The sequence below is a fragment of the Acinetobacter sp. 12966 genome (assembly GCF_031196995.1).
GTDB lineage: Bacteria > Pseudomonadota > Gammaproteobacteria > Pseudomonadales > Moraxellaceae > Acinetobacter > Acinetobacter geminorum.
The window spans coordinates 180,717-204,700 of sequence record NZ_JAVIMC010000059.1; the positions used below are offsets into that span (position 1 = coordinate 180,717).

The window sequence follows — 23,984 nt, forward strand, 5'->3', positions numbered from 1 at the left end:
GGCTAGACCTTATTTATCTGGCTATATAAGATGTATTTAAAATACATCTTTAAAAAATTAATGGCAATAACTTTTTTATAAAAACCATAAAAAAATTAGGGGATATAAAATCCCCTAAAATTAACGCAATTTTTTTAATATTTTTATTTACCAAATAAAGAGCCGAGCAAGCCCCTTACGAGTTTTTGGCCGGTACTTCCTCCTAAACTGCGTGCAGCACTTTTGGCAAAAGTTCCCACAATGTCTTGTGTGAGTTTAGCTCGTTCACGGGCTGCTCTTTCTTCCTCTTTTAATTGCTCACGTGCCAAACGTTCCTGCTCTTTAGCTTGCTGTTTTGCTAAAGTTTCTTGTTCTTTAGCTTGTTGTTTTGCAAGTTCGGCGTCTTGCTGCTGTTGTTCGCGTTCAGCAACTTTATTCTGTAGCATTTCATAGGCACTATCACGATCTACAGCTTGTTCATAAACCCCAGCAATAATACTTTGCGAGATTAAAGTCTGACGCTCTTCTGGAGTGATCGGTGTAAATGCAGAGTATGGAGGCATAACCCAACCACGTTCTACAATTTGTGGTGTACCTTGCTCATCTAGACAGCTAATTAATGCCTCACCAACACCAAGTTGGGTAATAGCTTCATCAACTTTAAAATCTGGATTAGCACGGAAAGTGTCTGCTGCGGTTTTTACAGCTTTTTGATCTTTAGGGGTGAATGCACGTAATGCATGTTGAACGCGATTACCAAGTTGACCAAGAACGTTTTCGGGTAAATCGAGTGGGTTTTGAGTAATAAAGTAGATACCCACCCCTTTGGAGCGGATTAAACGTACAACTTGTTCAATCTTGTCTTGGAGTGCTTGGCTGGCATTATCAAATAATAAGTGAGCTTCATCAAAGAAAAACACGAGTTTAGGTTTATCCATGTCACCGACTTCTGGTAGCTGTTCAAATAGCTCTGAAAGCATCCATAAGAGGAAAGTGGCATATAACTTAGGTGTATTCATGAGCTTGTCGGCAGCAAGAATATTGATATAGCCGTGTCCGTTTGCATCGGTTTGGATAAAATCCAGAATATTTAAAGCTGGTTCCCCAAAGAACTGTTCTCCACCTTGGTCGGCAAGAGCGAGTAAGTTGCGCTGAATGGCGCCTAGGCTGGCTGGAGATAAATTGCCATACTCGGCTTTAAACTCAGTTGCATGTTCACTCACAAAAGTGATCATGGCTTTTAAATCTTTAAAGTCGACTAAAAGTAACCCTTGGTCATCTGCGATACGGAATACAGCGGATAAAACACCTTCTTGGGTATCATTTAAGTTGAGTATGCGAGCCAATAAAATTGGCCCAATTTCAGAAATAGTGGTTCGGATAGGATGGCCTTGCTGACCAAATAAATCCCAAAAAACAACTGGGTTCGCTGCGAATGGAACACTATCAATTTGTAAAAGTTTTAAGCGTTCATTAAATTTATCCGAAGCTTCACCAGCTTTTGCGAGACTCGAAACATCGCCTTTAGCATCGGCAAGAAATACCGGCACGCCGATTCGAGAGAAACTCTCTGCTAGAACTTTTAACGTAACTGTTTTACCTGTACCTGTGGCACCTGCAATAAGCCCATGACGGTTAGCAAACTGGGGGAGTAAAACAATTTCTTTTGATGTGTCATTAATATTTTTAGCAATAACAATCGGTGTACCCATATATTTTTATCCTATGGTTTGAGTCACTATAATGTTGTCGTTTTACAGTTGTTTCAATGCGTTTTCGATATCTTGTATCAAATCTTGCGGATCTTCTAGTCCTATACAGAATCGAACCAATAATCCTTGTTGTAAATGTGTATTTTCAAGTTTTCTCATCATTTTTAAATCATAAAGCATAATCAGGCTAATGGGTCCACCCCAGCTAAAGCCAAGCTTAAATAACTCTAATGCATCGCAGAAACGACGTACTGCTGTAATGTCATATTCAGGTTTAAAAATAACACTCACTAAGCCTGCACTTTGACCAGTTGTGCATATTTCTTGCCAATATTGATGGCCTGGTGAGGATTCATCACTTGGGTGTAGAACTTGTGCAAATTGGCGTTGGTCCTTTAGCCACTTAAGTAAAGTTTGAGCATTGGCTGATTGTTGTTCATAGCGTAAAGACATATGAGCAAGACTGCGCTGAACTTGAGCCGCATCATCTCCTGAAACTGCAATACCTAAAATGGCGTGGGTACGGAATAAGCTGTGATGAAGTTTCTCATCATGAGTTACAATGCTACCCATTAAGATGTCACCACCACCACTTGGATATTTTGTGAGTGCATGAACGGTTAAATCGACTGATAGATGTTCATCAGAAAAATTAAAAGCATTAAACGCAAGCCCAGCTCCCCAAGTGTTATCTAGAGCAGTCAATACACCATGTTTTTTAGCTTTCTTGACTAGATTTTTAAGATCAGGGAATTCTAAAGTAACCGAACCTGCAGCCTCCAACCATAATAGTTTACTTCTTTCGGTGGGTTGAAAACTTGCAGCGTCAATGGGGTTATATACTTTAACAATAATGCCATATTGACTTTGTAGGTAGGTTAAGTGTTCTAGATTTGGTCCATATATATTGTCTGGGACCCATACTTCATCATTAGTGCTTAAAAATGCTGAATTCACAATATTAATTGCGGATAGGCCACTCGGTGCAAGCAAACAATGCAAACCACCTTCAATTTGTGCAATATTGTCGCCTAGGGTGAAGGTAGTGGGGGTGCCATGTGTTCCATAGCTATAGTCATATTTGTCAGTCCAGTGGCGATCAAAAAGGTGCGAAGTTGATTTGAAAATAATGGTTGATGCGCGAAATAAGGGAGGTTGCACTGTTTCAATGAATTGCGGAGCCTTTCTTGGGGCATGAATGAGGCGAGTCTGGAAATCGTTATGCTTTTTCATAGTGCGTTATGTTTTAAATGATAAAGTTAGATTAAGAGAAATTTAAACTCTTCGCTAGATTTATAAAGTTTTGTAAGAGGTTTCGTTACAGTAGACCTATAAAACAAAAACTTGGCTTTATTTTTGCAAAGACCACTACAACATTCTAACAACAATAGGTTTAAGCGCATGAAGTCGCATTTAAGAGTTCATTATTTTCAACATATCGCGGGTGAGGGGTTTGGGAGTTGTTATTCATTTTTAAAAGCTCACCACGCGACTATTAGTTCTACGGAGTTTTTTGCACTTCCTGTTGATCGGTCACTTGAAATAGAAGCTTTACCACAAATTGATGAGGTTGACTTATTATTAGTCATGGGTGGCACCATGAGTGTAAATGATGAAGCGAATTATCCATGGCTTAAGATAGAGAAAAGATGGTTGCGTCGTTATTTAGCAGCAGGAAAGCCTGCTATAGGTCTCTGTTTGGGTGGGCAGCTAATTGCTAATGCACTAGGCGCCGCAGTCAGTCGAAACCGCTATCAGGAACTTGGCTGGTCGACAGTTCGGAGGGTGGCAAATTTACCTCAAGACAGTTTTCCATTGCCTGAAAAGATAAAGGTGATGCAGTGGCATAGCGAAACATTTGAAATACCCAAAGGTGCCATACACTTAGCCGAGAATATAGCTTGTCGTAATCAGATGTATCAAATTGGAAAAAATGTGCTGGGTTTTCAATTTCATCCAGAAATGACACCGGCAGCTTTAGAACTCTTACTTGAAAATGAAGAAGAGCTATCTATTTTTAATGGAGAATATGTGCAGCCTGTGAGTGAACTACAATATTCAGAAGCACAAAAATTTGAACAAGGTAATCAACTCTTAAATAAAGCGATTGAATTTGTCATAAACGCCTAGAGTGAGTTGAGAATACTAGGTTAAAGTGTGTTTTGAACAAAAAATAGAAAAAGAGAATTGCATAAGACTTAAACAATCGTTATAATGGGCGACCCTCAAAAGGAGGGGCATTTACTGCGAAGAAAGTAGTAAATGTGCATTACAGTCGTGGCATCGATCATGACCTTAGTGATTTTCACTGCCTTTGACACTTACCAATGGGTGAGATGCGTCAAAGGTGATTCTTTATATGTTTGGCTTGGAGTTTACTGGTATGTCTAACCAGAGAATTCGTATCCGTTTGAAGTCTTTTGATCATCGTCTGATTGATCAATCTGCTCAAGAGATCGTAGAAACCGCTAAGCGTACTGGCGCACAAGTTTGTGGTCCAATTCCGATGCCTACTCGCATCGAACGCTTCAACGTTCTTACTTCACCGCACGTTAACAAAGATGCGCGTGACCAGTACGAAATCCGCACCTATAAACGTTTGATCGACATCGTTCAACCTACAGATAAAACTGTTGATGCATTGATGAAATTAGATCTTGCGGCTGGTGTTGATGTTCAGATCGCTTTGGGTTAAGGCTTTCGGTTGATTAACTTCTAAGTTAATTAGGCCGCTTTTTTAGAGGTTTATGCACATGGCTATTGGTTTAGTCGGTCGCAAATGTGGTATGACTCGCATCTTTACAGATGCAGGTGTTTCTGTACCTGTTACAGTCATCGAAGTCGATCCAAACCGCATTACGCAAATCAAAACACTTGAAACTGATGGTTATCAAGCTGTTCAAGTAACTACTGGTGAACGTCGCGAATCTCGCGTAACTAGCGCTCAGAAAGGTCACTTCGCGAAAGCTGGTGTTGCTGCTGGTCGTTTAGTTAAAGAGTTCCGTGTTACTGAAGCTGAGCTTGAAGGCCGTGAAGTTGGCGGTACTATTGGCGTTGATTTGTTCGCAGTTGGTCAAATTGTTGACGTAACTGGTCAATCAAAAGGTAAAGGTTTCCAAGGTGGTGTTAAACGTTGGAACTTCCGTACTCAAGACGCTACTCACGGTAACTCAGTTTCTCACCGTGTATTAGGTTCTACAGGTCAAAACCAGACTCCTGGGCGCGTGTTCAAAGGCAAGAAAATGGCTGGTCACTTAGGTGACGAACGCGTAACAGTACAAGGTCTTGAAATCGTATCTATTGACGCTGAACGTTCTGTTTTAGTTGTTAAAGGTGCAATTCCTGGTGCAACTGGCGGTGACGTGATTGTACGTCCTACCATCAAGGCCTGAGGGGAAATACCGTGAATTTGAAAACTGTTTCCGGCTCTGCTGTTGAATTGTCTGAAGTTGCTTTCGGACGTGAATTTAACGAAGCTCTTGTACACCAAGTTGTTACTGCTTACTTAGCAGGTGGTCGTCAAGGTACTCGTGCTCAGAAATCACGTGCAGACGTTTCTGGCGGTGGTAAAAAGCCATTCCGTCAAAAAGGTACTGGTCGTGCTCGTGCGGGTTCTATTCGTAGCCCTATCTGGGTTGGCGGTGGTAAAACTTTTGCTGCTCGTCCACAAGATTGGTCTCAAAAAGTAAACCGTAAGATGTACCGCGGTGCAATGCAATGTATCTTAGCTGAACTTGTTCGCCAAGATCGTCTTGTATTGGTTGAAGAGTTTGCTGTTGCGGCTCCAAAAACTAAAGAATTGCTTGCAAAGCTTAACGACTTAAATGCTGCTCGTGCATTAATCGTTACTGACGCTGTAGATGAGAACTTATATCTTGCAGCACGCAACCTTCCGCATGTAGATGTGGTAGATGCAACTGCAATCGATCCTGTAAGCTTGATCGCGTTTGATAAAGTTGTGATGTCTGTAGCTGCTGCTAAGAAAATTGAGGTAGAACTCGGATGAACAACGAACGTATCTATCAAGTCCTAAAAGGACCAGTCTTCTCAGAAAAGGCACAAGTATTAGGTGATACTGTTGGTGTTCAAGTATTTAAAGTAGACATCAATGCTACTAAGCTTGAAATCAAAAAAGCAGTTGAAAAACTTTTTGGTGTAGAAGTTGTTAAAGTTAACACAACTATTACTAAAGGTAAGACTAAGCGCTTTGGTCGTACATTGGGACGCCGTTCTGATGTTAAAAAAGCATACGTCACCCTGAAAGCTGGCCAAGATGTTGAAATGGCTGACTTGGGCGATACCGCTGAAAGCGCAGCGGAATAAGGACGAAAATTATGCCGATTCAAAAATGTAAGCCAACGTCTCCAGGACGTCGCTTTGTAGAGAAAGTGGTTCATGACCATCTTCACAAAGGCGCTCCTTACGCACCGTTGGTTGAAGCTAAAAAACGTACTGGTGGTCGTAATAACAACGGTCACATTACTACTCGTCACGTTGGTGGTGGTCATAAACAACACTACCGTATCGTTGACTTCAAACGTAACAAAGACAGCATCCCAGCTGTTGTAGAGCGTATTGAATACGATCCAAACCGTACAGCACATATTGCTTTGTTGAAATATGCTGATGGTGAGCGTCGTTATATCATCGCACCTAAAGGCTTACGTGCTGGCGATAAAGTACAATCTGGTAACGATGCTCCAATTCGTCCAGGTAACTGCTTGCCACTTCGTAATATGCCGATTGGTTCTACACTTCATAACGTTGAACTTAAAATTGGTAAGGGCGCGCAATTAGCACGTTCTGCTGGTGCATCTGTTCAGTTGTTGGGTCGTGATGGTTCTTACGCAATCATTCGTCTTCGTTCAGGCGAAATGCGTAAAGTACATGTTGAATGCCGCGCTGTAATTGGTGAAGTTTCTAACCAAGAAAACAACCTTCGTTCATTGGGTAAAGCTGGTGCTTCGCGCTGGCGTGGTGTTCGTCCTACCGTACGTGGTATGGCGATGAACCCGATTGATCACCCGCACGGTGGTGGTGAAGGGCGTAACAAAGGTATTCAACCTGTAAGCCCATGGGGTCAAAAAGCTAAAGGGTACAAGACACGTACCAATAAGCGTACGACTAAGATGATTATTCGCGACCGTCGCGTCAAGTAAAGGAATCTGACTAATGCCTCGTTCTCTGAAAAAAGGCCCATTCGTCGATGCGCACTTGTTCGCTAAGGTTGAAGCGGCTGTTGCTAGTAACTCTCGCAAGCCGATTAAAACTTGGTCTCGTCGTTCGATGATCCTTCCGGATTTTGTTGGTTTAACAATTTCTGTTCATAATGGTCGTAACCACGTTCCAGTAATTGTTACTGAGCATATGGTTGGTCATAAACTCGGTGAATTCGCGCCAACTCGTACCTATCGTGGTCACGGTGTTGACAAGAAATCTAAACGTTAATAGGTGTCATGATGGAAGTAACTGCTAAATTACGCGGTGCCGCTATCTCGGCACAGAAAGCACGTTTGGTTGCAGATCTTATTCGCGGCAAATCTGTTGCGCATGCTTTAAATATCTTAAACTTCAGTAATAAAAAAGCTGCTGTTTTAGTAAAAAAAGCATTGGAATCTGCGATTGCAAACGCTGAACACAATAACAGTTTAGATGTTGACGATCTTAAAGTTTCTACGATTTACGTTGACGAAGGCATGAGCCTTAAACGTATTATGCCACGTGCTAAAGGCCGTGCAGATCGTATTACTAAGCGTACTTGTCACATCACCGTTAAGGTAGGGGTTTGATATGGGTCAGAAGGTTCATCCAATCGGTATCCGCCTAGGTGTTGTGAAACGTCATAACGCTAACTGGTATGCGAATCCGAAACAATACGCTGAATACTTGCTTAAAGATCTTCAAGTTCGTGAGTTTTTAACTAAAAAACTTAAGAATGCGATGGTAAGCAACATTCTTATCGAACGTCCATCAGGCGCTGCTAAAGTAACTATTAGCACAGCTCGTCCTGGTATCGTAATCGGTAAAAAAGGCGAAGATATTGAAAAATTACAGCGCGAACTTACCAGTATTATGGGTGTTCCAGCGCAAGTAAGTATCAACGAAATTGATCGCCCAGACTTAGATGCGCGTTTAGTTGCTGAAGCAATCGCTTCTCAATTAGAAAAGCGTGTAATGTTCCGTCGTGCTATGAAACGTGCGGTTCAAAACACTATGCGTGCTGGTGCTAAAGGTATCAAAGTTGAAGTGTCTGGCCGTTTAGGTGGTGCAGAGATTGCTCGTACAGAATGGTATCGTGAAGGTCGTGTACCTTTACATACATTGCGTGCAGACATTGACTATGCAACTATGCGTGCAGAAACAACTTACGGTACGATTGGTGTTAAAGTTTGGATTTTCCGTGGAGAGATTTTAGGTGGCATGAAACAAGTCATGAACCCTGCTCCTGCTGAAGATCGTCCAGCTAAACGTGGTCGTGGTCGTGGTGAAGGTCAAGAGCGTCGTGGTCGTCGCGGTGACCGTGCTGCTGACAAGGGAGAATAATCCATGTTGCAACCTAAACGTACCAAATTCCGTAAGGTGCACAAAGGCCGTAATACTGGTCTAGCGCATCGTGGTAGTACAGTATCATTTGGTTCGATTGCAATTAAAGCAACTGAACGTGGTCGTATGACTGCTCGTCAGATTGAAGCTGCACGTCGTACTATTAGCCGCCGTATTAAGCGTGGTGGTAAAATCTTTATTCGCGTATTCCCGGATAAGCCAATCACTCAAAAGCCTCTTGAAGTGCGTATGGGTAAAGGTAAGGGTAGCGTGGAGTACTGGGTTTGCCAGATCCAACCAGGTAAGATCCTGTACGAAATTGAAGGTGTGAACGAAGAATTGGCGCGCGAAGCATTTGCTTTAGCTGCTGCTAAACTTCCGTTTAAAACCACTATCGTGACTCGGACGGTAATGTAATGAAAACTAAAGATCTACGTGAAAAATCGGTAGAAGAGTTGAAAGCTTTGCTCGATGAGCAACAGCTTAACCAATTCCGTCTTCGTATGGCGAAAGCAACTGGTCAGTTGGGTAAATCGCATGAAGTGCAAGTTGCTCGTAAGACAATTGCTCGTATTAAGACACTCCTTACCGAAAAACAGGGGAACGGACAATGAGTGAAAAAACAGTCCGCACGTTAACCGGCAAAGTAGTAAGCGACAAAATGGACAAGTCTATTGTTGTTCTTATCGAACGCCGCGTTCAACACCCGTTGTATGGCAAGTCAATTCGCCGTTCAACTAAGTTACACGCTCATGATGAAAACAATGTTGCTAAGCTTGGCGATGTTGTGACCATTAAAGAAAGCCGCCCAATTTCTAAAACTAAAGCTTGGACTTTAGTGGAAGTAGTTGAAGCAGCTGCTGAGTAATTCGACGTTCTTGTTGCATCATCGGTCAATTTCGAGTACTCTTTGAGCCTTTCGAAATTGTGACCGGTGATGCTCGGTTTTGGAGTAGGGCAATGATTCAAACCGAAACTATGCTCGACGTAGCAGACAACAGTGGTGCTCGCCGCGTACAATGTATTAAAGTACTTGGTGGTTCACATCGTCGTTATGCTTCTGTTGGCGACATTATTAAAGTTACTGTAAAAGAAGCAATCCCACGCGCACGTGTTAAAAAAGGTGACGTGATGAATGCGGTTGTAGTTCGTACTAAATTCGGCATTCGTCGTCCAGATGGTTCTGTGATCCGTTTTGATGATAATGCTGCAGTTATCCTGAACAACAACAAAGCTCCGATTGCTACTCGTATCTTCGGACCAGTGACTCGTGAACTTCGTACTGAACAGTTCATGAAAATCATTTCATTGGCTCCTGAAGTTCTATAAGAGGCAATCATGGCTAAGATTAAAAAAGGCGATCAAGTTATCGTGATCGCAGGTAAAGAAAAAGGCAAACAGGGTACTGTATTGTCTGTTTCTGAAGACCGCGTTAAGGTTGAAGGCCTTAACTTAGTGAAGAAGCATCAAAAGCCGAATCGTGTAACTGGCGCTGAAGGCGGTATCGTTACTCAAGAAGCTTCGCTTCATATTTCAAACGTGGCAATTTTAAATGCTACAACCCAGAAGGCTGACCGTGTTGGTTACCAAGTGATTGATGGCGTGAAAACTCGCGTTTATAAATCAAATGGTGAATCAGTGGCGGTAGCGAAGTAATAGGTTGAAAAGGCAATGGCCAGACTTAAAGCACGTTACAATGATGAACTTAAAGCAAAGTTACAAGAAGAACTTAGCATTAAGAACGTGATGGAAATTCCACGCATCACAAAAATTACCCTAAACATGGGTGTAGGCGCAGCTGCAACTGATAAGAAATTATTAGATGGCGCTGTAGTCGACATGCAATTAATTGCTGGTCAAAAACCAGTAATTACACTTGCTCGTAAATCTATCGCTGGTTTCAAAATCCGTGATGGTTGGCCAATTGGTTGTAAAGTTACTTTACGTGGCGACCAAATGTACGAATTCTTGGACCGTTTGATCTCAATCGCAATCCCTCGTATCCGTGACTTCCGTGGTTTCTCTTCGAAATCATTTGACGGTCGTGGTAACTACTCAATGGGTTTGAAAGAGCAAATCGTTTTCCCTGAAATCGATTTCGATAAGATTGATCGTATTCGTGGTATGGATATTACTATTACTACGACTGCTCGCACCGATGACGAAGGCCGTGCGCTTATGCGTGCATTCGGCTTCCCGTTCAAATAAGAGGTCGATATGGCTAAGAAAGGTATGATTAATCGCGAATTGAAACGCGAAAAAACAGTTGCTAAATACGCTGCAAAACGTGCTGAATTAAAAGCTACGATTGCAAACGTAAATGCAAGTGAAGAAGAGCGTTTCGAAGCGATGTTAAAGTTACAAGCATTGCCACGTAATGCATCTCCGGTACGTCTTCGTAACCGTTGTGGTTTAACTGGTCGTCCTCATGGTTACTTCCGTAAGTTCGGTTTAAGCCGTAACAAATTACGTGACACAGTAATGCAGGGTGATGTACCAGGCGTTGTTAAGGCAAGCTGGTAAGGAGCGACTAAATGAGTATGCAAGATACCGTTGCCGACATGCTAACACGTGTTCGTAACGCACAAATGGCTAAGAAACAAACTGTTTCTATGCCTTCTTCTAAGTTGAAAGTTGCAATTGCAAACGTACTTCAACAAGAAGGTTATATTTCAAATGTGGAAGTTGCTCAAGAAGAGACAAAATCTACTTTGACAATTACTTTAAAATATTTCGAAGGCAAACCAGTTATCGAAATGGTTAAGCGCGTAAGCCGTCCAGGTCTTCGCCAATACCGTGGTAAAGATAAACTTCCAAGCGTTAAGCAAGGTTTAGGTATTGCAATTGTTTCTACAAGCAAAGGCATCATGACTGATCGCGCTGCACGTGCTGCGGGCGTTGGTGGTGAAGTTATTGCTTTTGTTTCTTAATAGGTGATTCCTCATGTCTCGTGTGGCTAAAGCCCCAGTAACTGTACCTAATGGTGTAGCAGTTACTCAGAACGGCCGGCAGGTCGAAGTGAAAGGCAGCAAAGGTACATTGTCTTTCAACCTGCATGCGCTGGTCGAGCTAAAACAGGAAGAAGGTAAACTTCAACTTGCTCCAGTTAAAGAATCGAAAGATGCTTGGATGCAAGCTGGTACTGCTCGCGCTGTATTGAATAACCTTGTTAAAGGGGTTAGTGAAGGCTTCGAACGTAAGTTGCAGCTAGTTGGTGTTGGTTATAAAGCTGCGGTTAAAGGTACTGTTGTAAACCTTAACCTTGGTTTTTCACACCCAATTGACTACGCTTTACCTGAAGGTGTAACAGCGGAAACTCCAACTGCTACTGAAATCATTTTGAAATCAGCAAACAAGCAGTTGTTAGGTCAAGTAGCGGCAGAAATCCGTGCATATCGTTCTCCTGAACCATATAAAGGTAAAGGTGTTCGTTATTCGGATGAAGTCATTCTTCGTAAAGAAGCTAAGAAGAAATAAGGCGCGAGGTTCTTATGAACGAAAAGAAACAATCCCGTTTGCGTCGTGCGAAAAGCACACGCTTGCACATTCGTGCATTGGGTGCGACTCGTTTGTGTGTAAACCGCACTCCGCGTCACATCTATGCTCAAGTTATTTCAGCAGATGGTGGCAAAGTTTTAGCGCAAGCTTCAACTTTGGATGCATCTTTACGTAGCGGTACTACAGGTAATGTAGATGCGGCTACTAAAGTAGGCGCTTTAATCGCAGAGCGTGCGAAAGCAGCTGGTGTAACTAAAGTTGCATTTGACCGTTCTGGTTTTAAATATCATGGTCGTATCAAAGCCTTGGCTGATGCTGCTCGTGAAAACGGCTTGGAGTTCTAATCATGGCTAAAGTTGAACAAAACGAAGGTCTTGTTGAAAAGCTGGTTGCCGTTGATCGTGTAGCCAAAGTTGTTAAGGGTGGTCGTATCTTCTCTTTCACAGCATTAACTGTTGTGGGTGATGGTAATGGTCGTGTTGGTTTTGGTCGTGGTAAAGCTCGTGAAGTTCCAGCTGCTATTTCTAAAGCACTTGAAGCTGCACGTCGCAACATGATTACTGTAGACCTTGCAGGTACTACTTTACAACACCCTGTGAATGCTCGTCATGGTGCAAGCCGTGTATATATGCAACCTGCTTCTGAAGGTACTGGCGTAATCGCTGGTGGCGCTATGCGTGCCGTTCTAGAAGCTGCAGGTGTACATAACGTACTTGCTAAATGTTATGGTTCTACTAATGCTGCAAACGTAGTAAACGCAACTTTCAAAGGTTTGCGTGATATGACTTCTCCTGAGAAAGTCGCTGCGAAACGTGGTAAATCAGTAGAAGAAATTCAAGGGTAATCAATCATGAAAACGATTAAAGTTACCCAGACTAAATCTTCTTCACATCGCTTGAAAAATCACAAGCTTTGCTTACAAGGTTTAGGTCTGCGTCGTATTGGTCATACTGTAGAAGTGCAAGATACGCCTTCTAACCGCGGTATGATCAACAAAGTCTACTATATGGTTAGTGTAGAGGAATAAGCCATGACTCTGCGTTTAAATGAACTTGCGCCTGCAGAAGGTGCAAAACGTGAACACCGTCGTTTAGGCCGTGGTATCGGTTCTGGCGTTGGTAAGACTGGTGGCCGTGGTGTCAAAGGTCAAAAATCACGTAAAAGTGGTGGCGTTCGTCCAGGCTTTGAAGGCGGTCAAACTGCGATTTATCGTCGTTTACCTAAATTCGGTTTCACTAGCCAAATCGCTTTAAAAACTGCTGAAGTACGTTTATCTGAGTTAAGCAAAGTTGAAGGCGACATCGTTAGCCTAGAAACTTTGAAAGCTGCGAATGTTGTTCGTCGTGACCAAATTCGTGCTCGTATCGTACTTTCTGGTGAAATCACTCGTGCATTCACTGTTCAAGGTGTTGCATTGACTAAAGGCGCTAAAGCTGCGATTGAAGCAGCTGGCGGTAAAGTCGAGGAGTAATCTCGAGTGTCTATGTCTCCTAGTTCTTCAGGTCATGTCAACATGATGAAAGGTCAGCCATTTCACGTGAAATACCGTGAAATTATTCGCCGGATGAGTTTTCTAATCGGTGCATTGCTGGTCTTTCGACTAGGAGCGCATATTCCAGTACCAGGCATTAATAATGCTGCGTTAGAAAATTTATTTCATGCGAACCAAGGAACTATTCTTGGGCTATTCAATATGTTTTCTGGCGGTGCTTTAGAGCGAATGTCTATTCTTGCTTTAGGGATTATGCCGTACATTTCTGCGTCAATTATTGTGCAGTTAATGTCTACTGTAATTCCATCACTTGAAGCCTTGAAAAAGGAAGGTGAGCAAGGTAAGCGTAAAATTAATCAGTATACGCGTCAAGGTACATTACTACTTGCTGTGGTTCAGGCTGTTGGTATGTGTGCTGGCTTAATTGGTCAAGGTATTACTTTGACAAATGGCCTCGCATTTTACGTACCAGCTGTTACTTCTTTGGTTGCGGGAACAATGTTCCTAATGTGGCTAGGTGAACAGATCACAGAAAGAGGTATTGGTAACGGTATCTCAATGATTATTTTTGCAGGTATTGTTGCTGGTTTGCCTAATTTAATTATGCAATCTATCTCTTCTGTAGATAATGGTCAGACAAGTTTGATTGGTCTTGTAATCTTTGGTCTTTTGTCTCTAGGTGTATTGGCAGCTATTGTGTTTATTGAAAAAGCACAACGTCGCATTCCAGTAAACTATGCGCAAAAGCAACAGGGGCGTCGTATATTTACAGCACAGCAGACGCATTTGCCATTAAAAATTAATATGGCTGGTGTTATTCCTGCTATTTTTGCAAGTTCTTTACTCTTGTTCCCAGCAAGTCTTGGTCAATGGGTGGGAAGTGCAGATCCAAATGCTGGTTTTATTAAAAGCAGCTTACAAGATTTAGCTTTAGTATTGTCGCCTGGACAGCCTTTGTATTTGGTGCTCTTTGGTGCGTTAATTATCTTTTTCTGTTACTTTTATACGGCTTTAGTATTTAGCCCTAAGGAAGTATCAGAAAATCTAAAACGCAGCGGAGCTTATGTGCCTGGTATTCGCCCAGGTGAGCAAACTGCTCGTTACTTAGATCATATTCTTAATCGTTTGACGTTTATTGGTGCGATTTATATTACGGTCATTTGTTTAATGCCAATGATTCTACAAAGTTCTTTTGGGATTCCATTCTATTTGGGTGGTACCTCATTATTGATCGTAGTTGTCGTGGTTATGGACTTTATGGCTCAGCTACAAGCGCATTTAACATCTCATCAATATGATAATCAAACATTAATGAGAAAAACGACTGCTCATCCTAAGGGATAAGCGCACTTAGAGGTTTCATCATGAAAGTACAAGCTTCTGTAAAGAAAATTTGTGGTAGCTGTAAAGTTATCCGTCGTAATGGGGTTATTCGCGTAATTTGTAGCGCAGAACCTCGTCATAAGCAGCGTCAAGGTTAATCTAATCAAGACCTGTTGATTTCAGTAGGCGAATTGGGTTAATATCCGCCCCTCAAGATTTTTGTGGGGCGGTTGATTATCTCTACTGCCTTTTTGGAGAAAGTGAATGGCTCGTATTGCCGGTGTAAACATTCCGGATAACAAGCATGCTGTTATCTCCCTCACTTACATCTTTGGTATCGGTCGCCACACTGCTAAGAATATCTTAGCTACAGTTGGTATTACTGAAACTACTAAGATCCGTGAGTTGGACGATGCTCAGCTTGATGCGATTCGTGCAGAAGTTGCTAAGGTTCCTACCGAAGGTGACTTACGTCGCGAAATTTCCATGAACATTAAACGTTTAATGGATTTGGGTTGCTACCGCGGCCTTCGCCATCGTCGCAGCTTGCCTGTCCGTGGTCAACGCACCAAAACTAACGCACGTACCCGTAAAGGTCCGCGCAAACCGATTAAAAAGTAAGATTTCTGGAAGCTAAAAGATGGCTAAAGATACTCGCACACGCAAGAAGGTCACTCGTACCGTCTCTGAAGGTGTTGCACACATTCACGCGTCTTTTAATAACACCATTGTTACGATTACTGATCGTCAAGGTAATGCATTGGCTTGGGCCACCTCAGGTGGACAAGGCTTCCGTGGTTCACGTAAATCAACTCCGTTTGCTGCTCAGGTAGCTGCTGAAGTTGCTGGTAAAGCAGCTTTAGATTACGGTTTGAAAAATCTGGATGTCCTTGTAAAAGGTCCTGGTCCAGGTCGTGAGTCTGCGGTTCGTGCATTAGGCGCAGTGGGTTATAAGATTAACAGCATTACCGATGTGACTCCAATTCCTCACAACGGTTGCCGTCCACCTAAAAAACGTCGCGTGTAAGGAGAAACATTCATGGCTCGTTATATTGGTCCAAAATGCAAACTCTCTCGCCGCGAAGGGACAGACCTGCAACTTAAATCTGGCGTTAAACCATTTGACGTCAAAACTAAAAAAGCTAACAAAGCACCTGGTCAACATGGTCAGGCACGCGGTGGTAAGCAATCTGAGTATTCACTACAATTACGTGAAAAACAAAAAGTCCGTCGTATTTACGGTGTGTTAGAACGTCAATTTAGTAACTACTATAAAGAAGCAGCTCGTGTTAAAGGCGCAACAGGTGAGAACTTGTTGAAATTGCTTGAAAGCCGTCTTGATAACGTTGTTTATCGCATGGGTTTTGGTTCTACACGTGCAGAAGCTCGTCAGTTAGTAAGTCACCGTAGCATTACTTTGAATGGTCGTCGTGTAAACATCGCATCTATTCAAGTTAAAGCTGGTGATGTAATTGCGGTTCACGAAGGTGCTAAACAACAATTGCGTATTAAAAACGCGATTGAGTTAGCTGCACAACGTGGTATTCCAGCTTGGATCGAAGTTGATCATTCTAAGCTTGAAGGTACGTTTAAAGCTGCACCAGATCGTTCTGATTTACCTGCTGAAATCAACGAAAGCTTGATTGTAGAATTGTATTCTAAATAATCCTTGAGGTAGCAATAATGACGCGTACTGCAAACGAGTTTCTAACTCCGCAAGCGATCAAGGTCGAAGCGGTAAGCGGGACCTCGGCAAAAGTGATTCTAGAACCTTTAGAGCGTGGTTTTGGCCACACTCTAGGTAATGCTTTACGTCGCATTCTATTGTCTTCTTTACCTGGCGCTGCTGTGGTTGAAGTTGAGATAGAAGGTGTCGAGCACGAGTACAGTACTTTAGAAGGCTTGCAGCAGGACATCGTCGAGCTCTTGCTGAACCTAAAAGGATTGTCTATTAAGCTGTTCGATCAAAATGAAGCATATTTAACATTAGAGAAACAAGGTCCTGGCGATATTACTGCTGCTGACCTTCGTTTACCTCATAATGTTGAAGTGGTTAACCCAGAACATTTAATCGGTACTTTAAGTGCTTCAGGCTCATTAAAAATGCGCTTGAAAGTTGCTCAAGGTCGTGGTTATGAAACATCTGATTCTCGTTTCCCTGAAGGCGAAACACGTCCTGTTGGTCGTTTGCAATTAGATGCTTCTTATAGCCCAATTAAGCGTGTTTCTTACACCGTTGAAAATGCGCGTGTAGAACAACGTACCGACTTAGATAAACTGGTAATCGACCTCGAAACAAATGGAACGGTTGATCCTGAAGAAGCAATCCGTAAAGCGGCAACAATCTTGCAACAACAAATTGCAATTTTTGTTGATCTTCAGAAAGACCAAACTCCAGTTGCTCAAGAGCCTCGTGAAGAAGTTGACCCAATCTTGCTTCGCCCAGTAGATGATCTAGAGCTTACTGTTCGTTCTGCTAACTGTTTGAAAGCAGAAAATATTTACTACATTGGTGATCTTGTTCAACGTACTGAAGTTGAGTTGTTAAAAACTCCTAACCTTGGTAAAAAATCGTTAACAGAGATCAAAGATGTTTTGGCGTCGAAAGGCTTACAACTCGGTATGCGTCTTGAAAACTGGCCACCAGCTAGTCTTCGTATGGACGACCGTTTTGCCTATCGTAGCCGTTAATTAAGTAGGACTATCACCATGCGTCATCGTAATAGTGGTGTGAAATTAGGCCGTACAAGCAGCCATCGTAAAGCGATGTTCCAAAACTTGGCTAATTCTTTATTTGAACACGAGTTGATCAAAACAACTGTGCCTAAAGCTAAAGAATTACGTCGTGTTGCTGAGCCTTTAATCACTCTAGCAAAAAACGATACTGTAGCAAATCGTCGTTTAGCATTTGCTCGTACTCGTAATGCTGCAACTGTTGGTAAATTATTTACCGTACTCGGCCCTCGTTACAAAGAACGTAACGGCGGTTATCTACGTGTTCTTAAAGCGGGCTTCCGTGCTGGTGATGCAGCACCGATGGCTTACGTTGAGCTTGTAGATCGTGAAGTAAACACTTCAGCTGAATAATTGATTTTATTCAAAAAAGACCGGTTTTATACCGGTCTTTTTTATTTCTACTCACAAAATAAATTATAAAAATGTCCTCAAGTGACATAAAAAAGTAGATAAACGGTCAAACTTGACATTGTGTATTGTCAAAATTGTGTTTTAATAAACTTATATTCTCAACAATGGGTATAAAAATAAAATGGAAAAGCAAGTTGATATTTTAATCATTGGCGCAGGTATTTCAGGAATAGGAGTCGCTGCCCATTTATCAAAAAATTCACCACAACGACAATTCGAGATTTTAGAACGTCGAGAGTCTTTTGGTGGAACATGGGATCTTTTCCGTTATCCTGGTATCCGTTCAGATTCAGATATGTCTACTTTTGGTTTCAATTTTAAACCATGGTGTAAAGCGAATGTATTAGCTGATGGTGCATCTATTAAAGGATATTTAGGTGAAGTAATTGATGAATATAAATTAAAAGAAAAAATTCATTTTGGTCATCGTGTACTTTCTGCTAATTATGATTCGGCTTCAAAAAAATGGCAGGTTGTAGTCGAAGATAGCAATAAAAAACAGCAGACTTGGATTGCTAACTTTGTGGTCGGTTGTACAGGTTACTATAATTATGATCAGGGCTATGCGCCTTCTTTCCCAAATCAAGAAGCATTTAAAGGGCAGCTTATTCACCCACAGCATTGGCCTGAAAACTTAGATTACACAGGCAAAAAAGTGGTTATTATTGGTAGTGGTGCAACAGCGATTACTTTAGTACCAGCAATGGCTAAAGGTGGAGCAGGTCATGTGACCATGTTGCAGCGTTCACCAACCTATATTGCTAGTGTTCCTTCTATCGATTTTATCTATGAAAAAACGCGTAAATTTATGTCTGAAGAGGCAGCTTATAAATTTACCCGTGCTCGCAACATTGGTATGCAGCGCGCTATTTATGCGCTGTCTCAGAAACATCCTAAAACTGTACGTCGTTTACTTTTAAAAGCAATTGAAGTGCAGCTTAAAGGTAAGGTTGATATGAAGCATTTTACGCCTTCATACAATCCTTGGGATCAGCGTTTATGTGTAGTGCCAGATGGTGACTTGTTTAAGATTTTACGTGAAGGCAAAGCGAGCGTAGAAACTGATCAGATCGAGAAATTTACTGAAAAAGGTATTTTACTTAAATCTGGCAAACATCTTGATGCTGATATCGTTGTTTCTGCAACAGGACTACAAGTTCAGATTATGGGCGGAGTTCAGGCGACTCTTGATGGGAAACCAATCAACTCATCTGAACATATGCTGTATAACGGCATAATGCTAAGTGATGTACCGAATATGGCTATGATTATTGGCTATGTGAATGCCTCATGGACACTCAAAGTAGATATCGCTGCCGAATATATTTGTCGCTTATTAAACTATATGGACAAAAATAGTTATGATGAAGTGATTCCATCGGGTGATAAGACTGTAATGGAAGAAGATACTGTAATGGGTAAACTATCTTCAGGTTATATTAACCGCGCAGCACATGAACTTCCTAAACAAGGTAAGCGTGCTCCATGGCAGGTGACTAATAACTATTTGGAAGATAGAAAGTCTCTGAAAAATGCAAAATTTGAAGATGGCATTCTTCATTTTCATAAGCGTTCTGATGCGAATGAGCGTAAACCAAAATTAGTATCTTAAGTTGTATGAAATAAGAAAAGGGGCGTAATGCCCCTTTTCTTATGAAGGTATTAAAGTGTTCTTGAAATTAATTCTTTCATGATTTCATTTGTACCTGCATAAATTCGATTTGCTCGATGATCAATGTATGCACGTGCAATTGGATATTCAAGCATATAGCCATAACCCCCATGCAACTGAAGACATTCATCTACAATCTTTGAGAACATATCAGAAATTTTATATTTAGCAGCAGCTGCAGCTTCGACACTCAATTTTTCTTCAAGTTGTAATTCCATACAACGATCTAAATAAGTACGACAGAAATCGATTTCTGTTCTGAGTTCCGCAAGTTTAAAGCGCGTATTTTGAAATGCACCAATAGGTTTACCAAACGCCTTACGATCTTTTGTATATTGAACGGTATGTGCAAATGCTGCTTCAGCACCTGCCTGACAAATGATAGCAACTAACATTCGTTCCCATGCTAATTCTTTCATGAGCATGATAAAGCCCATACCTTCCATGCCTAAAAGGTTTTCTTTAGGAACGCGAACGTTATCAAAGAATAATTCGCAGGTATCTTGGCCTTTCATACCAATTTTGTTTAGAGGTTTACCTTTACTAAAACCAGCACGATCTGCTTCTACAATAATTAGGGATAAGTTCGCCGAACCTTTCTCACTATTACCAGTCTTACAAACGACTACGGCCATGTCGCATAAGTAGCCATTTGTAATAAAAATTTTGGAACCATTAATGACATATTCATCACCATCAAGTACGGCAGTGGTTCTTACCGCTTGTAAATCTGAACCAGTGCCTGGTTCCGTCATTGCAATAGCAGTAACAACTTCTCCAGTTGCCATTTTGGGTAACCATTTTTGTTTTTGCTCTTCATTACCAAAATTATTAACGTAATTAGCAACAATATCGGAATGTAGAGAAAAACCAGTACTTGAGTCCATCGCATACGCTTGTTCTTCAATAAGAATCATACTGTATAGGCGATCTACCCCAGAGCCACCATATTCCTCTGGCATTGTGGTGCAAAGAAGACCTAATTCTCCAGCTTTATTCCAAAGATCTCGGTCAACATGTTGCTGTTTTTCATATTTCTCTATATTGGGAACGACTTCCTTTTCATAGAATTTACGCACTGTCTCACGGAAGGCTTCGTGTTCTTCATTGAATAATTGTCTTGGTAACATATTTGGAATAGGACGGATGGCACCAGATTGCATTTGTATTTCTTCCTTGGTTCAGGTGTGATGTTATGCCCTAAACATACGTAAGCATTTTATGCCTAACAATGTGATGAATGCTCAATTATGCGGATAAGATGATAAATTTGGTCAATTTGATATTTTTAGCGATCTTTAGGATGTGATCAGGTAAACTAGGCGCACTATCAACACAGATGGGGACGTAAATGTCTGACGAAATGACCTTGGAAGAACGTAAAGTAATTTATCGAGCACGCCGCGGCTTAAAAGAAATTGACGTCTATTTTGACCCGTATGTAAAAAACTATTATTTAAAAGCTGATCCAGCAGAAAAAGCATTATTTGCAGAGTTAGTCGATCAAGAAGATCCAGATTTATTAGATTGGTTCATGGAAGTTTCTGAACCTCCACGTACTGAGTTACGTGAATTTATTTATAAACTAAAACAGTATGTACATGGCTAAAATGTTTTGATAAAAGAATTAAATTTTGAGCTGAAATATAGCCGTATCTCGGTAATATTTCAGCTTTTTGTTGGTTTTGGTTTAGCAATCTTGCTTTATCAGTTATTAACGCCGATATGGTGGCTATGTGCTGTCATTCTTCTATTTATTGGTTTTATTTTCTTTTTAAAGCAAGCACAAATATCTCAAATTGAATATTTAGATCAAAAATTATGGTCGGTTGCATATTTCTCAAAAAAAGAAATTTACCGTGCGGAAATTACTAAAATAATTGATTATCAGTTATTTGTAGTTATTTATCTTGAAGAGACTCCTAAGAATATAGCTATTGTATGGTTCGATCAGCTTCCCATTCAGCAGTGGAAAAGATTAAAAGTTCTAGAAAAACTCTATTAATTGTTAGACAATTCTACAATTGTATATTTATTTAAAAATTATAAAAAACAAAAGCTTAATAATTATTTTCTTTATTAAACTTCGGATTGTCTAATTAAAATATAGAAAAAAGCCAAGGAAAGACAATTGTCTGACAATTTCACCTATGGGTAACTATTTGATCGGTTAAAGTACAAACACCAACGTAAAGTGTGTCGGAGGTCTCAAAATGGAGATGCCAACATGGTCGTTCTTGGTCATTGCCATAATTCTGGCAGTGGTGATAGGAAGAGCAGGAACTTTACTCAGGGAACATCTTAACAAAGTTAATTTTAACAAGGTTAAGAGACAGAGGATGCAAGGTCGTCGATCAGTCAATTATTAAAATTGGTTAATCGATTAATTTCATCAAGTGTCCAGTTTATAACTGGGTGCGATTGTAGTAAGGAGGTCTCTCATGGAGATTTCAATGTGGATGTTTCTGTTAATTACAGTTGTTATGGCTGTAGTAGTAGGAAGAGCAGGAACTTTACTTAAGGATTATATAGAACAAAAATAATATAAGCCGTTAAAAGCTTATCCCAGTTAATAAGTAGCATGTGCTGAACCGTCGCAATGCTACTTTTTTTTGCCTAAAATTTCTGTTTCCTCGAAAAACTGTCAATTTTATCTGCTGTGAAGTGTGTCAAAGTATAAGCGCTACAATTAGAGTAATTACTCTTTTATTCAAGATATGCATCTGCTAATGTACATCTGAAAAGGAAAAAACAAATTACATAGAGGACAGGAAGATGTCTAAAGTCCAAAAAATAAGCCAAGGTTTGGCGGTGAGTTTTCTTGCAGCTTCAGTTTTATCAGGTTGTTCATACGTCGTGAAAACCGGAGCAAATGTTGCTCTAGGTTTTACGGAAAAGCACGTCGTTCCACCTATTTTGGCAATGCAAGATGCTGAAATGGTATGTAATACTGGTAGTGCGTTAACACCTGCAATCATGTCTACTAAAGGGATGGGTGCAGATCCGACACGTGTTGCAGTATTAATGTATGCAGCATCAGGCGTATGTGCGGAAAATCAGGCTTTAGAAGCAGAATTACGTTATTTGCGCGCATCAAAAGCTGGTCAAGTAACAGAAGCTCAAGATGCACGTATTGCACAAAAGCGTTGGGCAGCAATTGCTGCTGAACGTCAATATACGGGTTATAAGTTATTTGCTGATCGTTGGGAATCTAAATATAAATATCACTTAGGTGATTCTTGCCCAACGATGCGTAATGATACTGATCAAACTGTTTATTTACTTGGCATGATCAGTGGTCTTCAGGCTGTGACCAACGATATTAACTCAGGCGGTGCAGTCAATGTTCCTAAAGATATCGCTGCTATTGTAGAGCGTGGCATGGTTTGTCTAGATAATGAAAAATTCTGGGGCGCACCTAACGCAACGCGTGCTGTTATCTGGACTTTATTGCCAGGTGCTGATGAAGGGAAACCTGATCCATACCAAACTTTAAAACAGTCAATTCAGATTGCTGAGAAAAAAGGTGTTCGCCTATCTCATGCCTTATATGCTGTGGCTGCTCAAGCAAGCGGTGATGATGCAAAAATCCGTGATGCCTTAAGAACCTATGCAGCATCACAAGCTGATGACAAACCTGTCAATCCGAACTTTAAGTTAATCGATAGTATGGCTGGTCTTATTGTACGTGGTATCTCTGACCGGTACTGGACTGAGCATACTGGTGTACGTACCGGAGATAATGGTATGTCTCATTTCTGGGATGATAAAAATGAAGGTGCAGCAGAGCTAGATGAGTTGTTTGATGGGGGAGCCGCTTCTGAGGTTCCTGCGGATTCATCTGCTTCACCAGCAGCGCAGTAAGAATATTTGAAAGACTAACTTCTTGCGAGTCTATTGTTAAGTTCTACAATAATTGTAAGAAGTTTAATTTCAAGGAGTGTGCCATGAAGGATCATGTACTGAATAGTAAAGTGCTTTTGGTCGCAGTGTGCATTTCCATATCTGCATGTTTACAGGTGTTTCCTGATACTTTTATTTATTGGCGCGAAAGTTTACTTGGCGAATTCTGGCGTTTGTGGACTGCACATTGGGTACACGTTGGATGGGTTCATTTCCTTTTAAATATGATGGCATTCGCTTGTTTACCCTTTATTTTTCCACATACAAAAGCATGGCATCTTCTAAGTCTACTTTTGCTGTTGCCACCCTTTATTAGTTTGGTGTTCTACTTTTATTTACCTTATATCGAAGCTTACGCAGGTCTGTCTGGTGTCTTACATGGACTATATACAGCGGTTGCTTTGGTCTATCTGCAATATCGTAAAGAGCGAAATTTTGCTTTGCTGGTTTTAGGGTTAATTATTGCCAAACTCATATGGGAAAATACTTTTGGGCAAACAGGGACTGCTCAACTAATAGGGAGTCCAGTTTTAACTGAAGCTCATCTATATGGGGCAATTGGTGGAGCAATCTTTGGAGGATGTTATTGGATTTTCCAGAGATTAAAAAAGAAACATTGACAATACAAACTGTTAAAAAAGAAATTTTAGTCATTCTTTATTAACAAAGTTTGATGCAAATTTGATCGTTGAATAAAGGGATTGGTAGAAGGGGG

At 41.1% G+C, this 23,984-nt stretch carries 37 protein-coding genes and 1 pseudogene; 34 read left to right on the forward strand and 4 right to left on the reverse strand.

All coding sequences use genetic code 11. The features are described from left to right. Window positions 1-2: 2 nt before the first annotated feature. From RFW85_RS09430 to RFW85_RS09440, 3 genes and pseudogenes are all read right to left on the reverse strand, one after another. Window positions 3-154: pseudogene (locus RFW85_RS09430) on the reverse strand (hypothetical protein). Further along, window positions 144-1,691 (reverse strand): helicase HerA-like domain-containing protein, encoded by a 1,548-nt coding sequence (locus RFW85_RS09435; protein WP_309171475.1) that lies wholly within the window; start codon window positions 1,689-1,691, stop codon window positions 144-146. Before RFW85_RS09435 ends, RFW85_RS09430 begins: the two are co-directional and overlap by 11 nt. 42 nt (window positions 1,692-1,733) lie before the next feature. Further along, window positions 1,734-2,924, reverse strand: a complete 1,191-nt coding sequence (locus tag RFW85_RS09440) for a PLP-dependent transferase (protein ID WP_309171476.1) — start codon at window positions 2,922-2,924, stop codon at window positions 1,734-1,736. A gap of 168 nt (window positions 2,925-3,092) precedes the next feature. Here RFW85_RS09440 and RFW85_RS09445 point away from each other — a divergent pair, with 168 nt between their 5' ends. The 30 genes from RFW85_RS09445 (at window position 3,093) to RFW85_RS09590 (ending at window position 19,306) form a co-directional block, all read left to right on the forward strand. After that, the gene (locus RFW85_RS09445; RefSeq protein ID WP_309171477.1) at window positions 3,093-3,821 is read left to right on the forward strand and encodes a type 1 glutamine amidotransferase; all 729 of its coding nucleotides are present in this window, start codon (window positions 3,093-3,095) and stop codon (window positions 3,819-3,821) included. Between the two features lie 253 nt (window positions 3,822-4,074). Further along, on the forward strand, window positions 4,075-4,386 hold the full coding sequence (rpsJ, locus tag RFW85_RS09450) for a 30S ribosomal protein S10 (protein ID WP_000070912.1): 312 nt from the start codon (window positions 4,075-4,077) through the stop codon (window positions 4,384-4,386). A gap of 58 nt (window positions 4,387-4,444) precedes the next feature. Continuing rightward, window positions 4,445-5,083 (forward strand): 50S ribosomal protein L3, encoded by a 639-nt coding sequence (rplC, locus tag RFW85_RS09455; protein ID WP_170249096.1) that lies wholly within the window; start codon window positions 4,445-4,447, stop codon window positions 5,081-5,083. Window positions 5,084-5,094: 11 nt separating this feature from the next. Further along, window positions 5,095-5,697 (forward strand): 50S ribosomal protein L4, encoded by a 603-nt coding sequence (gene rplD / locus RFW85_RS09460; RefSeq protein ID WP_002049755.1) that lies wholly within the window; start codon window positions 5,095-5,097, stop codon window positions 5,695-5,697. Next, window positions 5,694-6,014, forward strand: coding sequence for a 50S ribosomal protein L23 (gene rplW / locus RFW85_RS09465; protein ID WP_002049693.1), 321 nt, complete (start codon window positions 5,694-5,696; stop codon window positions 6,012-6,014). Before rplD ends, rplW begins: the two co-directional genes overlap by 4 nt. An 11-nt stretch (window positions 6,015-6,025) precedes the next feature. Then, on the forward strand, window positions 6,026-6,850 hold the full coding sequence (rplB, locus tag RFW85_RS09470; protein WP_002049686.1) for a 50S ribosomal protein L2: 825 nt from the start codon (window positions 6,026-6,028) through the stop codon (window positions 6,848-6,850). A gap of 13 nt (window positions 6,851-6,863) precedes the next feature. Next, window positions 6,864-7,139, forward strand: a complete 276-nt coding sequence (rpsS, locus tag RFW85_RS09475; protein WP_001138119.1) for a 30S ribosomal protein S19 — start codon at window positions 6,864-6,866, stop codon at window positions 7,137-7,139. 11 nt (window positions 7,140-7,150) lie between these two features. After that, entirely contained in the window at window positions 7,151-7,480 is a 330-nt protein-coding gene (gene rplV / locus RFW85_RS09480) for a 50S ribosomal protein L22 (RefSeq protein ID WP_001982638.1), read from the forward strand. 1 nt (window position 7,481) lies between these two features. Beyond that, window positions 7,482-8,234, forward strand: a complete 753-nt coding sequence (rpsC, locus tag RFW85_RS09485; protein WP_002049710.1) for a 30S ribosomal protein S3 — start codon at window positions 7,482-7,484, stop codon at window positions 8,232-8,234. 3 nt (window positions 8,235-8,237) lie between these two features. Beyond that, window positions 8,238-8,651: a 50S ribosomal protein L16 gene (rplP, locus tag RFW85_RS09490; protein ID WP_002049688.1), complete on the forward strand. Its 414-nt coding sequence runs from the start codon at window positions 8,238-8,240 to the stop codon at window positions 8,649-8,651. Then, entirely contained in the window at window positions 8,651-8,848 is a 198-nt protein-coding gene (gene rpmC / locus RFW85_RS09495; RefSeq protein WP_000849928.1) for a 50S ribosomal protein L29, read from the forward strand. The genes rplP and rpmC overlap by 1 nt, the downstream gene beginning before the upstream one ends. Beyond that, on the forward strand, window positions 8,845-9,102 hold the full coding sequence (rpsQ, locus tag RFW85_RS09500) for a 30S ribosomal protein S17 (protein WP_002116661.1): 258 nt from the start codon (window positions 8,845-8,847) through the stop codon (window positions 9,100-9,102). The genes rpmC and rpsQ overlap by 4 nt, the downstream gene beginning before the upstream one ends. A gap of 92 nt (window positions 9,103-9,194) precedes the next feature. Continuing rightward, window positions 9,195-9,563 carry a 50S ribosomal protein L14 gene (rplN, locus tag RFW85_RS09505; protein ID WP_001982634.1) on the forward strand — a complete coding sequence of 123 codons (369 nt, stop codon included), beginning with the start codon at window positions 9,195-9,197 and terminating at the stop codon, window positions 9,561-9,563. A 9-nt stretch (window positions 9,564-9,572) separates the two neighbouring features. Next, window positions 9,573-9,890, forward strand: a complete 318-nt coding sequence (gene rplX / locus RFW85_RS09510; protein ID WP_002116820.1) for a 50S ribosomal protein L24 — start codon at window positions 9,573-9,575, stop codon at window positions 9,888-9,890. Between the two features lie 15 nt (window positions 9,891-9,905). Beyond that, a complete protein-coding gene (gene rplE / locus RFW85_RS09515; protein ID WP_044119300.1) occupies window positions 9,906-10,442 on the forward strand; it encodes a 50S ribosomal protein L5 in 537 nt (178 codons plus the stop codon). A 9-nt stretch (window positions 10,443-10,451) separates the two neighbouring features. Further along, window positions 10,452-10,757: a 30S ribosomal protein S14 gene (gene rpsN, locus RFW85_RS09520; protein ID WP_002049689.1), complete on the forward strand. Its 306-nt coding sequence runs from the start codon at window positions 10,452-10,454 to the stop codon at window positions 10,755-10,757. Window positions 10,758-10,768: 11 nt separating this feature from the next. Then, a complete protein-coding gene (gene rpsH / locus RFW85_RS09525) occupies window positions 10,769-11,164 on the forward strand; it encodes a 30S ribosomal protein S8 (RefSeq protein ID WP_002049732.1) in 396 nt (131 codons plus the stop codon). A gap of 13 nt (window positions 11,165-11,177) precedes the next feature. Continuing rightward, window positions 11,178-11,711, forward strand: a complete 534-nt coding sequence (gene rplF, locus RFW85_RS09530) for a 50S ribosomal protein L6 (protein ID WP_002116801.1) — start codon at window positions 11,178-11,180, stop codon at window positions 11,709-11,711. A gap of 14 nt (window positions 11,712-11,725) precedes the next feature. After that, the gene (gene rplR / locus RFW85_RS09535; RefSeq protein WP_002049741.1) at window positions 11,726-12,076 is read left to right on the forward strand and encodes a 50S ribosomal protein L18; all 351 of its coding nucleotides are present in this window, start codon (window positions 11,726-11,728) and stop codon (window positions 12,074-12,076) included. A gap of 2 nt (window positions 12,077-12,078) precedes the next feature. Next, entirely contained in the window at window positions 12,079-12,576 is a 498-nt protein-coding gene (gene rpsE, locus RFW85_RS09540; protein WP_001141025.1) for a 30S ribosomal protein S5, read from the forward strand. 6 nt (window positions 12,577-12,582) lie between these two features. Continuing rightward, on the forward strand, window positions 12,583-12,759 hold the full coding sequence (gene rpmD / locus RFW85_RS09545) for a 50S ribosomal protein L30 (RefSeq protein WP_000849088.1): 177 nt from the start codon (window positions 12,583-12,585) through the stop codon (window positions 12,757-12,759). 3 nt (window positions 12,760-12,762) lie between these two features. Next, window positions 12,763-13,203 (forward strand): 50S ribosomal protein L15, encoded by a 441-nt coding sequence (gene rplO, locus RFW85_RS09550; protein ID WP_002116985.1) that lies wholly within the window; start codon window positions 12,763-12,765, stop codon window positions 13,201-13,203. Between the two features lie 45 nt (window positions 13,204-13,248). After that, window positions 13,249-14,568, forward strand: coding sequence for a preprotein translocase subunit SecY (gene secY, locus RFW85_RS09555; RefSeq protein WP_170249219.1), 1,320 nt, complete (start codon window positions 13,249-13,251; stop codon window positions 14,566-14,568). A 20-nt stretch (window positions 14,569-14,588) separates the two neighbouring features. Beyond that, window positions 14,589-14,705: a 50S ribosomal protein L36 gene (gene rpmJ, locus RFW85_RS09560; RefSeq protein ID WP_000867907.1), complete on the forward strand. Its 117-nt coding sequence runs from the start codon at window positions 14,589-14,591 to the stop codon at window positions 14,703-14,705. 106 nt (window positions 14,706-14,811) lie between these two features. Beyond that, window positions 14,812-15,168: a 30S ribosomal protein S13 gene (rpsM, locus tag RFW85_RS09565; RefSeq protein WP_000090816.1), complete on the forward strand. Its 357-nt coding sequence runs from the start codon at window positions 14,812-14,814 to the stop codon at window positions 15,166-15,168. Between the two features lie 19 nt (window positions 15,169-15,187). Continuing rightward, window positions 15,188-15,574: a 30S ribosomal protein S11 gene (rpsK, locus tag RFW85_RS09570; RefSeq protein ID WP_001040166.1), complete on the forward strand. Its 387-nt coding sequence runs from the start codon at window positions 15,188-15,190 to the stop codon at window positions 15,572-15,574. 12 nt (window positions 15,575-15,586) lie between these two features. After that, the gene (rpsD, locus tag RFW85_RS09575) at window positions 15,587-16,213 is read left to right on the forward strand and encodes a 30S ribosomal protein S4 (RefSeq protein WP_000135204.1); all 627 of its coding nucleotides are present in this window, start codon (window positions 15,587-15,589) and stop codon (window positions 16,211-16,213) included. Window positions 16,214-16,230: 17 nt separating this feature from the next. After that, on the forward strand, window positions 16,231-17,238 hold the full coding sequence (locus tag RFW85_RS09580) for a DNA-directed RNA polymerase subunit alpha (RefSeq protein WP_002116730.1): 1,008 nt from the start codon (window positions 16,231-16,233) through the stop codon (window positions 17,236-17,238). 18 nt (window positions 17,239-17,256) lie between these two features. Beyond that, the gene (gene rplQ, locus RFW85_RS09585; protein WP_002049717.1) at window positions 17,257-17,634 is read left to right on the forward strand and encodes a 50S ribosomal protein L17; all 378 of its coding nucleotides are present in this window, start codon (window positions 17,257-17,259) and stop codon (window positions 17,632-17,634) included. A 181-nt stretch (window positions 17,635-17,815) separates the two neighbouring features. Further along, window positions 17,816-19,306, forward strand: coding sequence for an NAD(P)/FAD-dependent oxidoreductase (locus RFW85_RS09590; RefSeq protein ID WP_309171478.1), 1,491 nt, complete (start codon window positions 17,816-17,818; stop codon window positions 19,304-19,306). 50 nt (window positions 19,307-19,356) lie between these two features. On the opposite strand, the gene RFW85_RS09595 is transcribed toward RFW85_RS09590, so the two are convergent. Beyond that, window positions 19,357-20,529 carry an acyl-CoA dehydrogenase family protein gene (locus RFW85_RS09595; protein WP_170249094.1) on the reverse strand — a complete coding sequence of 391 codons (1,173 nt, stop codon included), beginning with the start codon at window positions 20,527-20,529 and terminating at the stop codon, window positions 19,357-19,359. A 188-nt stretch (window positions 20,530-20,717) separates the two neighbouring features. Here RFW85_RS09595 and RFW85_RS09600 point away from each other — a divergent pair, with 188 nt between their 5' ends. The 4 genes from RFW85_RS09600 (at window position 20,718) to rrtA (ending at window position 23,889) form a co-directional block, all read left to right on the forward strand. Next, entirely contained in the window at window positions 20,718-20,975 is a 258-nt protein-coding gene (locus tag RFW85_RS09600; RefSeq protein WP_002117064.1) for a succinate dehydrogenase assembly factor 2, read from the forward strand. Between the two features lie 6 nt (window positions 20,976-20,981). Then, window positions 20,982-21,371 (forward strand): hypothetical protein, encoded by a 390-nt coding sequence (locus RFW85_RS09605; RefSeq protein WP_309171479.1) that lies wholly within the window; start codon window positions 20,982-20,984, stop codon window positions 21,369-21,371. 770 nt (window positions 21,372-22,141) lie between these two features. Continuing rightward, window positions 22,142-23,230, forward strand: a complete 1,089-nt coding sequence (locus RFW85_RS09610) for a hypothetical protein (protein WP_086265778.1) — start codon at window positions 22,142-22,144, stop codon at window positions 23,228-23,230. An 83-nt stretch (window positions 23,231-23,313) separates the two neighbouring features. Then, on the forward strand, window positions 23,314-23,889 hold the full coding sequence (gene rrtA / locus RFW85_RS09615) for a rhombosortase (RefSeq protein WP_005067290.1): 576 nt from the start codon (window positions 23,314-23,316) through the stop codon (window positions 23,887-23,889). The last annotated feature ends 95 nt before the right edge of the window (window positions 23,890-23,984 follow it).